12 protein-coding genes and 2 pseudogenes are annotated in these 16599 nt (G+C 68.7%); 5 read left to right on the forward strand and 9 right to left on the reverse strand.

The genetic code is table 11. The features are described from left to right. The first annotated feature begins 61 nt into the window (after nt 1-61). Together CLV01_RS11290 and CLV01_RS11295 are read left to right on the forward strand one after the other, a co-directional pair. Nucleotides 62-715, forward strand: a complete 654-nt coding sequence (locus CLV01_RS11290) for a DUF937 domain-containing protein (RefSeq protein WP_012204293.1) — start codon at nt 62-64, stop codon at nt 713-715. Nucleotides 716-1011: 296 nt separating this feature from the next. Next, nucleotides 1012-1452 carry a CBS domain-containing protein gene (locus CLV01_RS11295; protein ID WP_012204294.1) on the forward strand — a complete coding sequence of 147 codons (441 nt, stop codon included), beginning with the start codon at nt 1012-1014 and terminating at the stop codon, nt 1450-1452. 60 nt (nt 1453-1512) lie between these two features. Here the strand turns inward: CLV01_RS11295 and CLV01_RS11300 are convergent, their stop codons facing one another. The 4 genes from CLV01_RS11300 to CLV01_RS11315 all read right to left on the reverse strand — a co-directional run bounded on the left by CLV01_RS11300 (nt 1513) and on the right by CLV01_RS11315 (nt 6146). After that, nucleotides 1513-2319, reverse strand: coding sequence for an ABC transporter ATP-binding protein (locus CLV01_RS11300; RefSeq protein WP_013803472.1), 807 nt, complete (start codon nt 2317-2319; stop codon nt 1513-1515). Continuing rightward, nucleotides 2316-3251, reverse strand: coding sequence for a nitrate ABC transporter permease (gene ntrB / locus CLV01_RS11305; protein ID WP_099734271.1), 936 nt, complete (start codon nt 3249-3251; stop codon nt 2316-2318). Before ntrB ends, CLV01_RS11300 begins: the two co-directional genes overlap by 4 nt. Before the next feature lie 40 nt (nt 3252-3291). Beyond that, nucleotides 3292-4572, reverse strand: coding sequence for a CmpA/NrtA family ABC transporter substrate-binding protein (locus CLV01_RS11310; RefSeq protein ID WP_012204297.1), 1281 nt, complete (start codon nt 4570-4572; stop codon nt 3292-3294). Between the two features lie 302 nt (nt 4573-4874). Next, nucleotides 4875-6146, reverse strand: a complete 1272-nt coding sequence (locus CLV01_RS11315; RefSeq protein WP_099734270.1) for a nitrate regulatory protein — start codon at nt 6144-6146, stop codon at nt 4875-4877. A gap of 331 nt (nt 6147-6477) precedes the next feature. Between CLV01_RS11315 and CLV01_RS11320 the strand changes: the two genes are divergently transcribed. Further along, the gene (locus CLV01_RS11320; protein WP_099734269.1) at nt 6478-8175 is read left to right on the forward strand and encodes a putative bifunctional diguanylate cyclase/phosphodiesterase; all 1698 of its coding nucleotides are present in this window, start codon (nt 6478-6480) and stop codon (nt 8173-8175) included. Between the two features lie 90 nt (nt 8176-8265). Continuing rightward, nucleotides 8266-9305 (forward strand): annotated as a pseudogene (tsaD, locus tag CLV01_RS11325) (tRNA (adenosine(37)-N6)-threonylcarbamoyltransferase complex transferase subunit TsaD). A gap of 180 nt (nt 9306-9485) precedes the next feature. On the opposite strand, the gene CLV01_RS11330 reads toward tsaD, so the two are convergent. After that, nucleotides 9486-9866: an Hsp20/alpha crystallin family protein gene (locus tag CLV01_RS11330; RefSeq protein ID WP_012204301.1), complete on the reverse strand. Its 381-nt coding sequence runs from the start codon at nt 9864-9866 to the stop codon at nt 9486-9488. A 98-nt stretch (nt 9867-9964) separates the two neighbouring features. Between CLV01_RS11330 and CLV01_RS11335 the strand changes: the two genes are divergently transcribed. Further along, nucleotides 9965-11275: a branched-chain amino acid ABC transporter substrate-binding protein gene (locus CLV01_RS11335; protein ID WP_099734268.1), complete on the forward strand. Its 1311-nt coding sequence runs from the start codon at nt 9965-9967 to the stop codon at nt 11273-11275. A 27-nt stretch (nt 11276-11302) separates the two neighbouring features. Here CLV01_RS11335 and mltB read toward each other — a convergent pair. The 4 genes and pseudogenes from mltB to CLV01_RS11355 form a co-directional block, all read right to left on the reverse strand. Then, a pseudogene (gene mltB / locus CLV01_RS11340) lies at nt 11303-12480 on the reverse strand (lytic murein transglycosylase B). Continuing rightward, a complete protein-coding gene (locus CLV01_RS11345) occupies nt 12477-14633 on the reverse strand; it encodes a transglutaminase family protein (protein WP_099734267.1) in 2157 nt (718 codons plus the stop codon). The pseudogene mltB and the gene CLV01_RS11345 overlap by 4 nt, the downstream one beginning before the upstream one ends. Beyond that, complete coding sequence (locus tag CLV01_RS11350; RefSeq protein ID WP_099734266.1) at nt 14630-15664, reverse strand: DUF58 domain-containing protein; 1035 nt, start codon at nt 15662-15664, stop codon at nt 14630-14632. Before CLV01_RS11350 ends, CLV01_RS11345 begins: the two co-directional genes overlap by 4 nt. Next, complete coding sequence (locus CLV01_RS11355) at nt 15664-16584, reverse strand: AAA family ATPase (protein ID WP_099734265.1); 921 nt, start codon at nt 16582-16584, stop codon at nt 15664-15666. Before CLV01_RS11355 ends, CLV01_RS11350 begins: the two co-directional genes overlap by 1 nt. Between the last annotated feature and the right edge of the window lie 15 nt (nt 16585-16599).

Here is a 16599-nt window from a genome sequence, read left to right on the forward strand (position 1 = left end):
CGCCGGCTTGCGCATACCATGTGGCTTTGCGTTGACCGGGCGACCGGATGAAGGAACGACCATGAACTCCAGCTCTTCCCTGGCCGCCGAACTGATGGCCCAACTGCAGGGCGCGCCCATGCAGCAGATGGCGGACCAGATCGGCGCCAGCCCCGCCCAGACCGAAAGCGCCGTGGGCGCGGCCCTGCCCGTGCTGCTGGCCTCGCTGGGCCGCAATGCGGCCGATCCGCAGGGCGCGGCCAATCTCTTCGGCGCTCTGCAGCGCGACCATGGCGCGGCCAGCGGCGGCGGCGCCGGTGGTCTGGACCTCGGCGGCCTGCTGGGCTCGCTGCTGGGCGGCGGCGCAGGCGCGGGCGGCAATGCAGGTGGCGGGCTCGATGGCGCGGCCATCCTGGGCCACATCCTGGGTGGCAACCAGCAGCGCGCGCAGGACGGACTGGGCCAGGCCACGGGCCTGGGCAGCGGCGGCGCGGCCCAGCTGCTGCAGCTGCTGGCACCCATCGTCATGTCCTTTCTTGCACAGCGCGTGAGCGCAGGCGGCATGGATGCCGGCGGCCTGGGCCAGGTGCTGGGCCGCGAGCATGCGCAGGCGCAGCAGCAGGGCGGCCTGGGTGGTGGCTTGCTGGGCAGCCTGCTCGATCAGGATGGCGACGGCCAGGTAGGTCTCAGCGATCTGATGAAGATTGGTGGCAGCCTGCTGGGCGGCCGCCGCTGAAATGATGCAACACCCCCTGAGCCGCTTCGCGGCTTCCCGTTGCACGGCGCCCCCTCTCTCGCTTCGCGGGAGGGGAACGACGCCGTCCCTGCGAGGCGGCTCTTGCTCGGCGTCCCTCGCTTAGGTAGCGCCAGTCTTATGCGCTGCAGGCGGCTCTATTGCAGGACCAACGGATAGGTTGGGATCAGGGGAACGGGCAGGGCCGGTGCGTGTGCATACACGCGCTGGCCCTGTTGCTTTTTGGGCGCAGTTCGGATGACACTAGAACCGAATTGGCGAACGACTGAAAGGCACCCATGACAGCAGTTGCAGACATTCTCAAGTCCAAGGCCAGCGGCGCGGTGTACAGCATCGCGCCTACCGATTCCGTGCTCGACGCGCTGCGGCTCATGGCCGACAAGGGCATTGGCGCCCTGCTCGTGATGGAGGGCAGCGAGATCGCAGGCATCGTCACCGAGCGCGACTACGCGCGCAAGATCGCGCTGCTGGGGCGCACTTCGGGCGCCACCCTGGTGCGCGACGTGATGACGCGCGACGTGCTCTTCGTCGGCCCCACCCAGACCACGCAGGAATGCATGGCGGTGATGACCGAGAACCGGCTGCGCCACCTGCCCGTGGTGGACGAGGGCGGCAAGCTGCTGGGCCTGATCTCCATCGGAGACCTGGTCAAGGACATCATCTCCGAGCAGAAGTTCATCATCGAGCAGCTGGAGCACTACATCTCGGGCCGGCACTGAACCGGGGCCCGGCCGGCCCGCAATGTGCAGGGCCCGGAAGGCGGCAGGACCGGCGAAGGTTCAGGCCGCCTTTTCCACATGCCCCTGGCGTGTGTAGAGGAAGTCGATCACCGCCTTGCGGCACTCGCGGTAGCGGTCGTCCTCGGCCAGCGCCACGCGGTTGCGCGGCCGGGCGATGCCGACTTCCAGCACCTCGCCGATGGTGGCTGCCGGGCCGTTGGTCATCATCACGATCTTGTCGGACAGCAGCACGGCCTCGTCCACGTCGTGGGTGACCATGACCACGGTGCTTTGCGTGCGCGCCACGATCTCCAGCAGCTCGTCCTGCAGCTTGGCGCGCGTGAGCGCATCGAGCGCGCCGAAGGGCTCGTCCATCAGCAGCACCTGCGGCTCCATCGACAGCGCGCGCGCAATGCCCACGCGCTGCTTCATGCCGCCGGAGATTTCGCCGGGCCGCTTGTGCGCGGCATGGGCCAGGCCCACCAGCTCCAGCGCGGCCAGGGTGCGTGCCTTGAGCTGGGCGCGGCTTTCCGTGCGGCCATAGACGCGCTCCACGGCCAGGTGGATATTGCCCTCGCAGGTCAGCCAGGGCAGCAGCGAGTGGTTCTGGAAGACCACGGCGCGCTCGGGCCCGGGGCCCTTGATCTCCTTGTTGGCGCACAGCAGCACGCCCGTGGTGGGCGTGGTCAGGCCCGCGATCAGGTTCAGCAGGGTGGACTTGCCGCAGCCCGAGTGGCCGATCAGCGAGACGAACTCGCCCCGCGCAATGGTCAGGTCGATATTGCGCAGCGCCGGAAACAGGCCCTTGGCGGTCTTGAAGCTCTGCTCCACGCCCTGGACCTCGATGAACTTGGACGATGCATTCATGCCTTCACCTCTTCGAACGTAAATGCCGTTGCCAGCTTGACCAGGGCCATCTCCAGCAGCAGGCCCACGATGCCGATCACGAAGATCGCGATGATGATGTTCTTGACGTTGAGGTTGTTCCACTCGTCCCAGACCCAGAAGCCGATGCCCACGCCGCCGGTGAGCATCTCGGCCGCGACGATGACCAGCCAGGCCGTGCCCACGGCCAGGCGCACGCCGGTCAGCATGTAGGGCAGCACGGCGGGGAACAGGATGGTGGTGGCGATCTTCCATTCGCTGAGGTTGAGCACGCGCGCCACGTTCATGTAGTCCTGGGGCACGCGCTGCACGCCCACGGCGGTGTTGATGAGCATGGGCCAGATCGAGCAGATGAAGATGGTCCAGATGGCCGCCGGGTTGGCGCCCTTGAAGACCAGCAGGCCGATGGGCAGCCAGGCCAGCGGCGACACCGGGCGCAGCAGGCTGATCAGCGGGTTGAACATGCGCGACAGGAAGTTGAAGCGCCCGATCACGAAGCCGGCCGGAATGCCGACCAGCGCCGCCAGGCCAAAGCCCACGGCCACGCGCTGCAGCGAGGCCAGCACATTCCAGCCCACGCCCTGGTCATTGGGGCCGTTGCGGTAGAACGGGTCGCTGAAAATCTCCACCGCCTGCTGCCAGGTCGCCAGGGGCCCCGGAATGCTCTGGCCCGAGCCTGCAGCCACCAGGGACCACACGCCCACCAGCAAACCGAGGCCGCACAGCGGCGGCAGCACGGCCAGCCAGAAGGCACGCGAGAGCGCTGCCCAGTCGCGCGGGGCGGCGGGTGCCCGGGCCTGGGTGGCCGGAGCGGCTGGAGCGGCGGGCCCTGAGACCTGCGCGGAGATCTGTGTGGAAGCGGCTGCCGGCGCGGCAGCGGATTCGGCCGGGAAGTGGAAGACGGCGCTGACCATGGTGTGTTCCTCTGTGGGGTGGGGCTTCAAAGGGGATCTCTCAGGCCTTGATGGCAAAGCTGTCTGCGTACTTGCGCGGGTCCTTGCCGTCCCAGACCGTGCCATCCATGAGCTTGCTGCTGCGCATCTCCGCCTTGGGCAGCGGGGCCTTGGCGGCGGTGGCGGCCTGCTGGTAGATGTCCAGGCGGTTGATGGAGCGGGCCACGCCCAGGTAGTCGGGGTGGTCCTTGAGCAGGCCCCAGCGCTTGTGCTGGGTCAGGAACCACATGCCGTCGGACAGGTAGGGGTAGCCCACGCTGCCGTCGCCGTAGAACTTCATGTGGTTGGGGTCGTCCCAGGTCTTGCCCATGCCGTCCTGGTAGCGGCCCAGGATGCGCTGGTTGATGGCATCCACGCCCGTGTTCACATAGGCCTTGCCGGCGATGGTCTCGGCCATGCGGGTCTTGTTGGCCAGGCTCTCGTCGATCCAGCGGCTGGCCTCGATGATGGCCGCCGTCACGGCGCGTGCCGTGTTGGGGTTCTGGCGTGCGAACTCGGCCGTTGTGCCCAGCACCTTTTCGGGGTGGTCCTGCCAGATGGACTGTGTTGTGGCGGCCGTGACGCCGATGCCGTCCATGATGGCGCGGTGGTTCCAGGGCTCGCCCACGCAAAAGCCGTCCATGTTGCCCACGCGCATATTGGCCACCATCTGCGGCGGCGGCACGGTGATGACCTTGGCATCCTTGAGCGGGTGGATGCCGTTGGCCGCCAGCCAGTAGTACAGCCACATGGCATGCGTGCCCGTGGGAAAGGTCTGGGCAAAGGTGTATTCGCGCTTTTCGCTGGCCATCAGCTTGGCCAGGCCCGCGCCATTGACAGCCCCCTTGTCGGCCAGTTTCTTCGACAGCGATATGGCCTGGCCGTTGTGGTTGAGCGTCATCAGCACGGCCATGTCCTTCTTGGCGCCGCCCACGCCCAGGTGCACGCCGTAGACCAGGCCGTAGAGCACGTGGGCAAAGTCCAGCTCGCCGTTGACCAGCTTGTCGCGCACGCTGGCCCAGCTCGCTTCCTTGGAGGGAATGATCTTGACGCCGTACTTCTGATCGATCCCTAGCACCGAGGCCATGACCACGCTGGCGCAGTCGGTCAGCGGGATGAAGCCGATGCGCACCTCTTTCTTCTCTGGCGCATCCGAGCCGGCCGCCCAGGCGCCATGGTGGCCCAGCTGGGTGTAGAGCGCCGCACCGCCTGCCAGCGTGCCGGCCTGGCGCAGAAAGTCGCGCCGGGGCAGGGCCGGGCCGGCGGTGAGAGGGCCTGTGGTGGGCTTGGGGCTTGACGCCATGGCGGAACTCCTTCGATCGTCGGGAATGAAACACTTGCAAACGGGCCCTGTTCCAAGCAAAACGGCGTCCTCTCCAGCCGCGCTGCGCGGGGAGAGTGACGCCGTTGTCCTGGGGCCTTGAATCAAGACCGGGGTCCCGGCCGCCTTTGGCCGGGAGTTGCCAGAGTCAATGCAGAAAGCGTGCCAGGCCGTGTTCACAGGGGACCATGCCGTCCATCGGCCTTGCAGTCCTCGCCGGGCCACCTTCTGGTGCGTTCCATGGCACCAAGTCGGTGCTGCACTGCAGCATGGCTCGCACCGGCCTAGCGTTCAAGCGCGGGCGGCAGGAGATCGGCCATGGAAAGCACGGCCTGCGCCACATCGGCCAGGCGGCGGTTCTGGTTCATGGCGGTCTGGCGCAGCAGCTTGTGGGCCTCGCCTTCGCTGAGCTGGCGCCGCGCCATCAGCAGGCCCTTGGCGCGTTCCAGCAGCTTGCGCTCCGTGAGCGTGGCGCGCACGGTCTCCAGCTCGGCCTGCATGGCCTGCAGGCGCTGCGACTGGTCCTGCACCAGGTCCATCACGGAACGGTCCAATTGCGGCCCCAGCCGTGCGGCCGGCGGCTGCAGCTCGCCCGGCGCCAGCGTGGCCGAGACCGGCGTGGTCGCCAATGCCTGCGGCGCCTGCAGCAGCGTCTGCAGGGCGGCGCGGGCATCGGCAATGCGGTGCTGGCATTGCTGCTGCAGCTCGGCCGTCAGGCGGGCCTCGACGGTCTGCAGCGCGTCCATGCGCTGCGAGCAGCTGTCGAACCAGGGCTCGGCCATCTCCACTGACAAAGGCGAGCCCGCCGTGGCCGTGCAGCCCACGCGGCGCAGCCGCTCGATCACGGCCAGCGTGGCGTCGGCCGCGCTGCTTTCTTGCCACAGGGCCAGGGAATGGGGCGGCGCGAACTCCGCAAAGACCTGAAAGCAGCGCTCCTGCGAGGCGATCAGGTGCAGCCAGTGCTGCTGGCGCGGCGCATCGCTCACGCCCGCGCCGAACGCCGCCACGCCCGTGGCGCGCTCCTGGCCCGCGAACTCCTTGCCCTGCATGAAGTTGAACAAGGCCACCAGCAGGCGCGAGATGCCGGGCTCGGGCGCGCTGTCCGCCGCCTCGAAGACCACGGCCAGCAGGCCGGCCACCAGATCGATATAGAGGGCCGTGGCCGCCTCCGGCGACAGCGCGCGGCTGGCGACGCGCTCGCGCAGCGCGGGCAGGGCGTCCAGGCACTGCAGTACATGGGCGATGCGGCTGAACAGCCGCGCGCCATGGCCGGGGTGGCCGGTGAGTCCCGCACCACCGGGCTGCATGTCCACCAGCTCGAAGCCGTCGCGCGCCGCAGCGGCCATGCGGTCGCACTCGGCCATCTGCGCCAGCCTGGCGGGGCCGCCGCGCGCGCCTGCGCTGGCCAGAAACACATTGGACAGGCCGCGCTCCTTTTGCAGCGCATGGATGAGGCGGCTGAGCAGATCCACCAGGGCGCTGGTGCGCTGCAGTTGCTCCAGCTCGCCGATTTCGCACTGCCGCGCGGCCACAAGAAAGTTGAGAGCGGTTTTCATGGGGGCTTGGTCCTGTCTGCCTGCCTTGATGCAGTTTGCCTTCGTGCAAGGGACCTGGATGCAATTCCCATGCCGGGGGCGTCGCGCGGTGCTTGCATGGGCACGGGATCGATGATTTGATAGAATTTTTTTAATGATTTGAAATTTTCGATACACAAACTGACGTGTAAGCGTGTCGAATGTTTGCAAAGCGAATGGGGCGGTTTTTCAAGAAAAGCCCCGTTCATCCGGCGCACATGGCAACGCAGACCACGGCATTGGGCTGCGCAATGCGGCAGTGAGGCTGAATCGGCATGAGTTTGAAATATCACGAGAAGATCGGTTTTTCCCCATGCATTCGCTGTTCATGACCGATGGGGTGTCCCGGTGGATGCCTGCGCGCTGGCGCGGCCCGGCATTTGCGTGCTGGCTGGCTTCTCTGCTGCCCTGCATGGCGCAGGGTCAGGTGCTTGCGGCTGCCCAGGATGGCGTCGCGTCGGCGCAATTGGCCGATGAGGGCGTCTGGTTCGCTGGATGGCATGCCCTCGGCCCGTGGGGTGCCGGTGCGTTCGTGGCCTTCCTGCTGGTGTGCTCGGTGCTCTACATCCGCATGCGCTGCAAGGCGCAGCGCCTGACGCAGTCGCTCAAGCAGAGCAATGAGAAATTGCTGCGCGCCAATGTGAAGCTCAAGCGCATCGCCTTCCGGGACCCGTTGACCGGTACGGCCAACCGGGCGCTGTTCGAATACCGGCTGGGCCGCACGATTGCGCGCGCCGACAGCTCGGTGGAGCAGCCGGGGCCCTGCGGCCCGGTGCGCGTGGGCCTGCTGTACATCGACCTGGATGGATTCAAGCCCATCAACGATGTGGAAGGCCATGCCGCCGGTGATGCGCTGCTGTGCCAGGTGGCCGTGCGCCTGGGCCATATGACGCGCAAATCGGACACGCTGGCGCGCGTGGGTGGCGACGAGTTCGTGCTGCTGCTGGGCTGCCTGGCTTCGGTGGACGACGCCGTGGCCATGGCAGGCCGCGTGCAGAAGGCCTTGAGCCAGCCGTTCGACCTGCCAGGAAAAGCGGTCTCCATCAGTAGCTCCATCGGCGTGGCCATCTATCCCGACCATGGCAAGAAGGAAAAGCTCATGGCGGCGGCCGATGCCGCCATGTACACGGCCAAGCGTGCCGGCGGGAACACCTACGCCATCTTCAAGGAAAGCATGCGCCAGGGCGTGGCCGCGCAGTTCGACCTGCAGCAGGCCCTGCGCCGCGCCGTGGCCAGCCAGCAGCTGGTGCTGTTCTATCAGCCCAAGATCGATACCCGCACGGGCCGCATCCGCAGCGTGGAGGCGCTGGCGCGCTGGAACCACCCGCAGTTCGGCCTGATCAGTCCCCGCGTGTTCATCCCGCTGGCCGAGCGCTTCGGCCTGATCAGCGAGATCGGCGACTGGGTCATCGACGAGGCCTGCCGCCAGACCGCGCAATGGGCGCGCGAGCGGCGCTTCATGCGGGTGTCCATCAATATCTCGGGCTACCAGCTCTTTCAGACGAGGCTGGCGCAGTTCATCGCCGAGGCGATCGCAAGGCACCACATCCGGCCCGAGCAACTGGTCTTCGAGATCACCGAGTCCGTGGCCATGGAGGACGACAAGACCACCATGGCCGTGATTGCCGAACTCACGGGCATGGGCGTGCAGATCTCCATCGACGACTTCGGCACCGGCTACTCCAGCCTGGCCCTGCTGCGCCAGCTGTGCGCCGACGAGGTGAAGATCGACCGCAGCTTTGTGCGCGACGTGGCCCTCAAGAGCGATGCGCGGGCGGTGGTCGATGCCATCGTGCGCCTGGCCCATGCGCTGGAGCTGCGCGTGGTGGCCGAAGGCGTGACCAACCAGCAGCAGCGCGAAGTGCTGCAGGCGCTGGGCTGCGACGAGCTGCAGGGCTTTTACTTCGCCCGCCCCATGGATGCCCAGGCACTGATCGCCAGCGAAATCTGGACCTCCGACGGCTTCGAGCCCGTGCGGTTCTCGCGCTCTTCCTACATAGACAACCTGTAGCGGAGCGCCGGCCGTGCAACTGCCCGCCTGCCAGGGGCCATTGATGCCTGTGGCCGTGCGCCGCGCCCGCAGGTTCTACACTTCAGCCCCATGAGTTTGCTGATTCTGGGGATCGAATCCTCCTGCGATGAAACCGGCGTGGCCCTGGTCGAGGCCCCCGATGGCACGGGCGTGCCCACGCTGCTGTCCCATGCGCTGCACAGCCAGATCGACATGCACCGCGCCTACGGCGGCGTGGTGCCCGAGCTGGCCAGCCGCGACCACATCCGCCGCGTGCTGCCGCTGACCGAAAACGTGCTGGGCGAGTCCGGCCGCTCGCTGGACCAGGTCGATGTGATCGCCTTCACGCGCGGCCCCGGCCTGGCCGGCGCGCTGCTGGTGGGCGCGGGCGTGGCCTGCGCCATGGCTGCGGCATTGAACAAGCCCGTGCTGGGCGTGCACCACCTGGAAGGCCATCTGCTGTCGCCTTTCCTGAGTGCCGATCCCCCGAGTTCCCCTTCGTGGCCCTGCTGGTCTCGGGCGGCCACACGCAGCTGATGCGCGTGGACGGCGTGGGCAGCTACGCCATCCTGGGCGAGACCATCGATGACGCGGCCGGCGAGGCCTTCGACAAATCGGCCAAGCTCATGGGCCTGCCCTATCCGGGCGGTCCCGTGCTCTCGCGCCTGGCCGAAGGCGGCGATGCCCAGGCCTTCAAGCTGCCCCGGCCGCTGCTGCATTCGGGCGACCTGGACTTCTCCTTCGCCGGCCTGAAGACGGCCGTGCTGACCCAGGCGAAGAAGCTGGGCGAAGACCTTGAGGCTCGCAAGGCCGACCTGGCCGCCAGCACGCAGGCGGCCATCGTCGAGGTGCTGGTCAAGAAGACCCTGGCCGCGCTGCAGCAGACCGGCATGAAGCGCGTGGTCGTGGCAGGCGGCGTGGGTGCCAACCGGCTGCTGCGCTCGCAACTGGATGCGGCCTGCGCCAAGCGCAAGCTGCGCGTGCACTACCCCGAGCTGCACCTGTGCACCGACAACGGCGCCATGATCGCCATGGCCGCCGCCATGCGCCTGCAGGCGGGCCGGGAAGTGGCCAACAGGCACTACGCCTTCGACGTCAAGCCGCGCTGGCCGCTCGATTCGCTGGCCTGATTCCTCGGCCGCCTCTGCCTTCCCCATCGCCGCGCTGTGCGGCGGGGCACCTGTGATGCGCAGCCTGCGCACAAAAAAAGCCCGGCATGTGCCGGGCTTTGAAAACGGGCTGTCACCTTGCTAAGAGGAGGGAAGAAAGGATTGGTTGACAGCCCGGGTGCACAAACTCGCTGACCGGATTTACTGGATGCTCAGCGTGGTGGCCTTGCTCTGCGGCTCCAGGCGGGCCAGGGACAGCGTGAGCACGCCGTTTTCCAGCTTTGCGCTGCTGGCGGCAGTGTCGATCTCATGGTCCAGCTCCCAGGCGCGCTGCACCTGGCGGGGCGCACCCTCGACGCTGGACAGACGGACCACGGCGCCTTCGATGCTCAGCTGCAGCTGCTCGCGGGACAGGCCGGGCACGTCCAGCTGCAGCGTCGTGGCCTTTTCATCGCGCTGCACCTGCACCGACGAGGGCGAGGGGGCGGCGTTGCCCAGGGTGCCTTGCAGGAAGCGCTGCAGGGCCAGATCGGCGGCTTGGGGGTTGAAGGCGTTGCGGCGGAGAACAGGCGAGAAGATCATGGTGAAGTGGCTCCTATAAACTGCGCGGCTTCATCGAAGTTGTCGCCGCATGGAGCGTAGTTGAGCGGCGTTGAACGCATTTCAAGAGGGAAAAAGCCATGAATAAATTGCGCCGCAAGGTCTTGAAAAGCGGTGCCATGGCGCTATTTGCGGCGCCCGCGCTGGCGGCCCTGGCCGCAAACGGACGCGGACAGCCCGTGCCCCCGCCGCTTGGCGAGCCCATACGGCTGGCGCTGATCGAAAGCCTGTCCGGCCCCTTTGCCAACACGGGCGAGGCCGTGTTCCGCAACCTGCTGTGGGCCACCGAGCGCGTGAATGCGCGCGGCGGTGTGCCACTGCCGGCCGCGCAGGGCGGCGCCCGGCCCCTGGCCATCGAACGCCATGACAGCAAGGGCCAGAACGAGGAGGCGCTGTCCGCGCTGCGCGCAGCCATCGACGGCGGTGCGCGCGTGGTCATGCAGGGCAATTCTTCGGCCGTGGCGGCCGTGCTGGTCGATGCCATTGCCAAGCACAACGAGCGCGATCCGGCCCGGCGCGTGCTGTACCTGAACTACTCGGCCGTCGATCCTGCGCTCACCAACGAGCGCTGCAGCTTCTGGCACTTTCGCTTCGACGCCCATGCCGACATGCGCATGGCCGCGCTGATGCAGGTGCTGCGCGAGGACGCGGCCGTGCGCAGCGCCTACCTGATCGGGCAGGACTACAGCTTTGGCCAGGCCGTGCTGCGCGAGGCACGGCGCCAGCTGGCCGCGCAGCGGCCCGATGTGGCCATCGTGGGCGACGAGCTGCACCCCGTGGGCCGCGTCAAGGACTTTGCGCCCTATGCCGCCAAGATCAAGGCCAGCGGCGCCCAGGCCGTGATCACGGGCAACTGGGGCAACGATCTGATGCTGCTGGTCAAGGCCGCGCGGGAGGCGGGTTTTGACGGCCGCTTCTACACCTTCTACGGCAATGCGCTGGGTGCACCCGCCGCTTTAGGCGAGGCCGGCGTGGGCAAGGTGCTGGCCGTGGCCGACTGGCTGCCCAACGTGCCGGGGCCCGACAGCCAGGCCTTCTACAAGGCATTCCGCGAGCGCTTTCCCAGGCCTGCCGATGACTATGTGCACATGCGCATGCAACTGATGATCGAGGCCCTGGCCCAGTCCATGGCGCGTGCGGGCAGCACCGACACGGTGGCCGTGGCGCAGGCGCTGGAAGGCGCCGAGGTGGCGCTGGCCGGGCGCAAGGGCCGCATGCGCGCGGCCGACCACCAGTTCCAGCAGGCGCTGGTGGTCGGCGTCATGGACAGGCAGGGCGCGCCCGGCGTGCCCTTCGATGTGGAGGGCTCGGGCTACGGCTTCCGTGTGGTGCGAGAGATCGAGGCGGCGCATGCCGAGCAGCCTGCGATGTGCCGCATGCGCCGGCCCTGACCGCCTCGACGGTTTGGATGGCCCGGATCAGCGGCCCATGGCCGCAGCGACTTCCTGGCCCAGTTCGATCACGGACAGCGCGTAGTAGCTGGACCAGTTGTAGCGCGTGATGGCATAGAAGTTCTCCGTGCCCGCGATGTACAGCGGCTGGCCCTGCGCGCCGTTTTCCAGCTTGACCAGGGCCAGCGGCCCTTGATGCGCCGCGCCGCTGCCCGGCAGCTGTACGCCGCGCGCAGCCATCTCGTCGGCCGTGAACTGGGGCAGGATGTCGGGCGCCAGCAGGGCGGCCAGGTCGGCGCCCTGGGCCTGCATGATCACAGGGTAGTGGGTGGGCATGCCGCTTTTCCAGCCATGCGCGACAAAGTAGTTGGCCACCGAGCCGATGGCGTCGGCCGCGCTGCCGAACAGGTCGATGCGGTCGTCGCCGTCGAAGTCCACCGCCCACTTCACCCAGCTGCTGGGCATGAACTGGCCCATGCCCATGGCGCCCGCATAGCTGCCGCGCAGCGAGAACGGGTCCGTTGCAGCGCGGTGCGTGAAGCGCAGGAACTGCTCCAGCTCGCCGCGGAAGTACTCGGTGCGTGCCTGCGCGCGGGGTGGGCTGCGGGGAAGTCGAAGCTCAGCGTGGCCAGGGCGTCGATCACGCGGAAATTGCCCATCTGCTGGCCGTAGATGGTCTCCACGCCGATGATGCCGACGATGATTTCGGCCGGCACGCCGTACTGCTTTTCGGCACGCGCCAGCGCGGCGGCATTGGCCTGCCAAAAGCGTGTTCCGGCGCGTATGCGCACGGGCTCGACAAAGCGGCTGCGGTAGATGCCCCAGTTCTTGGCCGTGCCCTGGGCAGCCGGCGTCATCAGGCGGGGAACCTGGGGCAGAAAGCGCGCCTGGGCGATGGTGTCGCGCACCCAGTCCACCGGCAGGTCGTGGCGCATCGCAATGTCGGCGGCCATCTGCATGGCATCAGGCCGTTCTCCGTAGGGGGTGCTGCCCTGCACGGTCCTGGCCACGGCGGCGCCGCCTGCCGCCGTGGCGGCGGCAGCAGCGGCCGTGCGCTTTTTCGTGGAAGGTTTGGCCGTGGACTTGGCGGCAGTCTTGGCTGCGCCGGTCTGGGCGGGCGCCGGCTTGCTGGCCAGCGCGCCGCAGGGCAGGGCGGCGGCCGCGAGCAGCAGCAGGGCGGAGGGGATCAGTCGTTGCTTGGTCATGGTGTGCTTGTCGTGGGGCCGGCAGCGGCGGCTTGTGGCCGTGGCTGTGGAGTGCGTGGCCAGCCCAGCGCCCGCCATTGGCGTCGCAGGGCGGGCAGGCCGGGGGTATCGGGTGCGGATTTGGGTGCGGATTGGGGGGCGCGTGCGTAGCGCTGGCGCTCCATGTCCAAAAGCCAGTCGTGCAGGGCCTTGGCGGCCGTGGCGTCGTCCTGGCCCCAGCGGTCCATGACCTGGGCTGCCAGCGCGCGCGGGGGCAGGCTGGCGTCGGCCTGCAGTCCAATGCGCCGTAGCCGGGCGCGGGTCCTGTCCATCAGGCGCAGCCATTCATCGCGGCTGCTGCGCTGGGCGCGGGCCATCCAGGCCAGCCAGGCCAGAGCGGCCACGCCGGCCAGCGCGCCCAGCAGGCGCAGCATGTCCACCCACGATGGCGACTGCACGCCCAGGTTCTTGAGCAGGTCCAGCTGGCGGCTTTGCGTGTAGTTGAGCACCCACTGGTTCCAGCCGTTGTTGACGGCCTCCCACACGGCGCGCATCTGCTGCAGCATGCCCACACCCACGAAGTTGCCCACGGCGCCCGCAATGGCACCCTGGGGCGCGCGCAGGCGCTGGAACTCGCCCACGCGCGACGGGGCCACGGCGCCGGTGGGGTCGATGCGCACCCAGCCCTCGTCCTCCAGCCAGACCTCGGTCCAGGCGTGGGCGTCGGCGTTGCGCACGGTCCAGTAGCCATCGACAGGGTTGCGCTCGCCGCCCTGGTAGCCGGTGACGATGCGGGCAGGCACGCCCATGCCGCGCATCAGCACGGCGAAGGCCGAGGCGATGTGCTCGCAGAATCCCTCTTTGCTGTCGAACCAGAAATCATCGGCCGTGTGCACGCTGTCCACCACGCCGGGCTCCAGTGTGTAGGTGTAGCCGCCCGTGCGCAGGCGCGCCAGCGCGGCCTGTACCCAGGCGCGGGGCGGGGTGTCGGCCAGTTGCGGGTCGGCGCGCATCTGGCGGGCCAGCGCCAGCGTGCGCGGGTTGCTGCCTTCGGGCAGCTGGGTGTAGCGGCGCAGGGCGCGGGTGGGCTGCAGCGGCCCGTAACTGAACTGCACATGGCTTTGGGCGCTGATGCGCACCACGTCGGTGATGGGGCGCCAGGCCAGCCATTGCAGCTGGGGCGTCATGCGGGCGCTGCCCATGCCCGGGGGCAGCTCGGGAGCCCTGGCCGCGGCGTCCAGCAGGGGCAGCCAGGGACGGCGGCTGGGCTCGATGGTCATCTGATAGCTCACGCCCTCGCCGGAGACGCGCAACTGCGCGTCCTCCAGTACGGCCTCCGTGTCCATCTGCCATTCCTGCCCGTCAAAGCGCGACAGAACGGGCCCCCGGAAATACAGGGTGTTGGCAGGCGGAGGAGCACCATCGGGCGTATCGAAGCGCAGGCGCAGGGCCACGTTTTCGTCCAGCACCAGCGAGGCCATGGAGCCCACGCGCATGTTTTCCGACAGGCCGCTGCGGCCGGCCAGGTCGTTGCTGGGCACACCCCACAGCGGCGCCATGCGCGGGAAGAACAGGAACAGCGCCACCATCACCGGCGTACCCCACAGCGCCAGCAGGGCTGCCGTGCGCAGCGCCTGCGTCAGCGGCGGGCGGCCGGCGGTCATGTGGGCATTGACCAGGGCCGTGAGCAGGCCCAGCAGGCCCAGCACCATGGCCAGGGCCAGCAGCAGGGACTGCGAGTAGAAGAAGTTGGCCAGCAGCGCGAAGAAGCCCAGGAAGAACACCACCATGGCATCGCGCCGGGCGCGCAGCTCCAGCGTCTTGAGCGCCAGCAGCAGCACGATCAGGGTCACGCCCGCATCGCGCCCGATAAAGGTGCCATGCGAGACCCAGGTGGCGCCCACGGCCAGCAGCAGCAATCCACCCAGCACCCAGCGGCCGGGCAGGGGCTGGCCGCGCCAGGCCAGCAGGCCGCGCCACAGCAGCAGGCTGGCCACGAAGACCATGGTCCACCAGGGCGTGTGGGCGGCCTGGGGCATCAGCACCCAGGCGACCACGGCCAGCAGGAACAGGGTGTCGCGCGCATCGCGCGGCAGGGCGGCCAGGCGCTGGCGCCAGGGGGCCGCGGGCTGCGCAATGGCTTGGAAGGAGGAGGGCATGGACGTGCGATTCATGGGCAGGCCGCCAGGGCTTCCAGGCAGAGCGTGGCGTGGGCCGCGCCCTGGTCGGGGGCGATCTCGCGGCCGTCGGGCAGGCGCAGGCCCCAGGTCAGGTCCTGCTGGCGCGCGACCAGCACCCAGGCGGTCAGGCGGCTGAGGCGGGCCTCGGGGTCGGCCAGGCCGGTGGCCTTGGCGTCCAGCCACAGGCGGTGCTGCTGGGACAGCGGGCGGTCGCGGCTCACCAGCTGGTCACTGCCCGTGGCAAAGGCCTGGGCAGCCTTTTTCCAGACCACCAGCTTGAGCGCATCACCGCGCCGGTAGGCACGCACACCATCGAACTCGTCGCCGTGGCGCGTGGAGGCCGCGCTGCGTCCGCCGGCATCGGCACTGGCCGCAGGCAGGGGCGGGGGATTGTGTTCGGGCGCCGGGTAGATCCAGGCCTGGGTCTGCGCGCGCCACAGCGCCCAGACGCGGAAGGTGCCCAGCGGGTAGCGTGTGGCCGCCGTGATCGTGGGCAGCGATTGCAGGCCCCGGCGCAGTGGCGTGAAAGCCAGTTGCGCCGTGGTGCTGCCCTGTGCCGGGACATCGATCCAGGTCCAGTCGGTGGCCGCTGCATCGCCCTGCACGGCAAGGCCTATGCCCCAACGCGTGCTGCGGCGCGTGTTGTGCAGCACCACGTCGAAGCGGCAGGGCTGGCCGGCAAAGCTGCCGGCCGGCGGCAGCAGGTGCAGCGCCAGGCCGCGCAGATTGCCGTGGCCGACCACCATGCCCGCTGCCGCGCTGCCGGCCAGCAGGAACGTCAGCAGATAACCCAGATTGAGCTGGAAGTTGATGGCTGCCACCAGCAGCACGCACAACGTCAGCGCCAGGGCCCAGCCTGCACGCGACGGCATGATGTAGACATTGCGCTGGGTCAGCTTCAGGCTGTCCGTGCGGGGCAGGCGGGCATGCCACCACTGGCGCACGCGCCGCGCCGGAGACCAGCGCTGGCGCAGCGATGCCCCCGGCTGGGGGGCGCCGGGCGAAGACGCGGGAGCGGCCGGCATCAGCGCAGCGCCACGGCGTCCAGCATGGCGCGCACCTGCTCCACGGCGCCCCGGCCGGAGGAGCCTATGGGCACCAGGCGGTGGGCCGCCGTCTGCGGCAGGATGGCCTGCACATCGTCGGGCGCCACATAGTCGCGCCCTTCCATCAGGGCCACGGCCCGGGCCGCGCGCAGCAGCGCAATGCCCGCGCGAGGCGACAGGCCCTGCACGAACCACTGGCCCGAGCGCGTGGCTTCCAGCAGGTCCTGCACATAGTCGAGCAGGGCATCGCTGGCATGCATCTGCAGCACGGCAGCCTGCAGATCCTGCAGCTCCTGCGTGGTCAGCAGCGGTGCCAGCGCGTCGGCCTGGGCGCGCCGGCCATTGCCGGACAGCAGGGATCGCTCGGCCGCGCGGTCGGGATAGCCCAGGCTGATGCGCATCAGAAAGCGGTCCAGCTGGCTTTCGGGCAGCGGGAAGGTGCCCAGCTGTTCCTGCGGGTTCTGGGTGGCGATCACGAAGAAGGGTTCGGGCAGGCGGTGCGTGCGGCCCTCGGCCGAGACCTGCCGCTCCTCCATGGCTTCGAGCAGGGCGCTCTGCGTCTTGGGGCTGGCGCGGTTGATCTCGTCGGCCAGCAGCACCTGGGCGAAAACGGGGCCCGGGTGGAAGACAAAGGTCTCGCTGGCGCGCTCGTAGATGGACACGCCGGTGAGGTCGCTGGGCATGAGGTCGGCCGTGAACTGCACGCGCGAGAACTGCAGCCCGAAGCTGTGTGCCAGCGCATGCGCCAGCGTGGTCTTGCCCACGCCGGGAACGTCTTCCAGCAGCAGGTGTCCCCCGGCCAGCAGGCAGGCCACACTGTCGCGGACCTGAGCCGGTTTCCCTACAACCACCGTGTTAAGCTGATCCAGAAGCGCCTTGATCTTGTGTGTTGCTTGCATGGCGCGACGTTATCC

The organism is Delftia sp. 60, from assembly GCF_002754395.1.
In the GTDB taxonomy this organism is placed as follows: domain Bacteria; phylum Pseudomonadota; class Gammaproteobacteria; order Burkholderiales; family Burkholderiaceae_C; genus Comamonas; species Comamonas acidovorans.

What these genes read in the sequence shown, in the direction of transcription:
- CLV01_RS11290 (WP_012204293.1), top strand. Translation starts at nt 62, where the DNA reads ATGAACTCCAGCTCTTCCCTGGCCGCCGAACTGATGGCCCAACTGCAG.
- CLV01_RS11315 (WP_099734270.1), bottom strand. Translation starts at nt 6,146, where the DNA reads ATGAAAACCGCTCTCAACTTTCTTGTGGCCGCGCGGCAGTGCGAAATC.
- CLV01_RS11295 (WP_012204294.1), top strand. Translation starts at nt 1,012, where the DNA reads ATGACAGCAGTTGCAGACATTCTCAAGTCCAAGGCCAGCGGCGCGGTG.
- CLV01_RS11310 (WP_012204297.1), bottom strand. Translation starts at nt 4,572, where the DNA reads ATGGCGTCAAGCCCCAAGCCCACCACAGGCCCTCTCACCGCCGGCCCG.
- CLV01_RS11320 (WP_099734269.1), top strand. Translation starts at nt 6,478, where the DNA reads ATGCATTCGCTGTTCATGACCGATGGGGTGTCCCGGTGGATGCCTGCG.
- CLV01_RS11335 (WP_099734268.1), top strand. Translation starts at nt 9,965, where the DNA reads ATGAATAAATTGCGCCGCAAGGTCTTGAAAAGCGGTGCCATGGCGCTA.
- ntrB (WP_099734271.1), bottom strand. Translation starts at nt 3,251, where the DNA reads ATGGTCAGCGCCGTCTTCCACTTCCCGGCCGAATCCGCTGCCGCGCCG.
- CLV01_RS11345 (WP_099734267.1), bottom strand. Translation starts at nt 14,633, where the DNA reads ATGAATCGCACGTCCATGCCCTCCTCCTTCCAAGCCATTGCGCAGCCC.
- CLV01_RS11355 (WP_099734265.1), bottom strand. Translation starts at nt 16,584, where the DNA reads ATGCAAGCAACACACAAGATCAAGGCGCTTCTGGATCAGCTTAACACG.
- CLV01_RS11330 (WP_012204301.1), bottom strand. Translation starts at nt 9,866, where the DNA reads ATGATCTTCTCGCCTGTTCTCCGCCGCAACGCCTTCAACCCCCAAGCC.
- CLV01_RS11350 (WP_099734266.1), bottom strand. Translation starts at nt 15,664, where the DNA reads ATGCCGGCCGCTCCCGCGTCTTCGCCCGGCGCCCCCCAGCCGGGGGCA.
- CLV01_RS11300 (WP_013803472.1), bottom strand. Translation starts at nt 2,319, where the DNA reads ATGAATGCATCGTCCAAGTTCATCGAGGTCCAGGGCGTGGAGCAGAGC.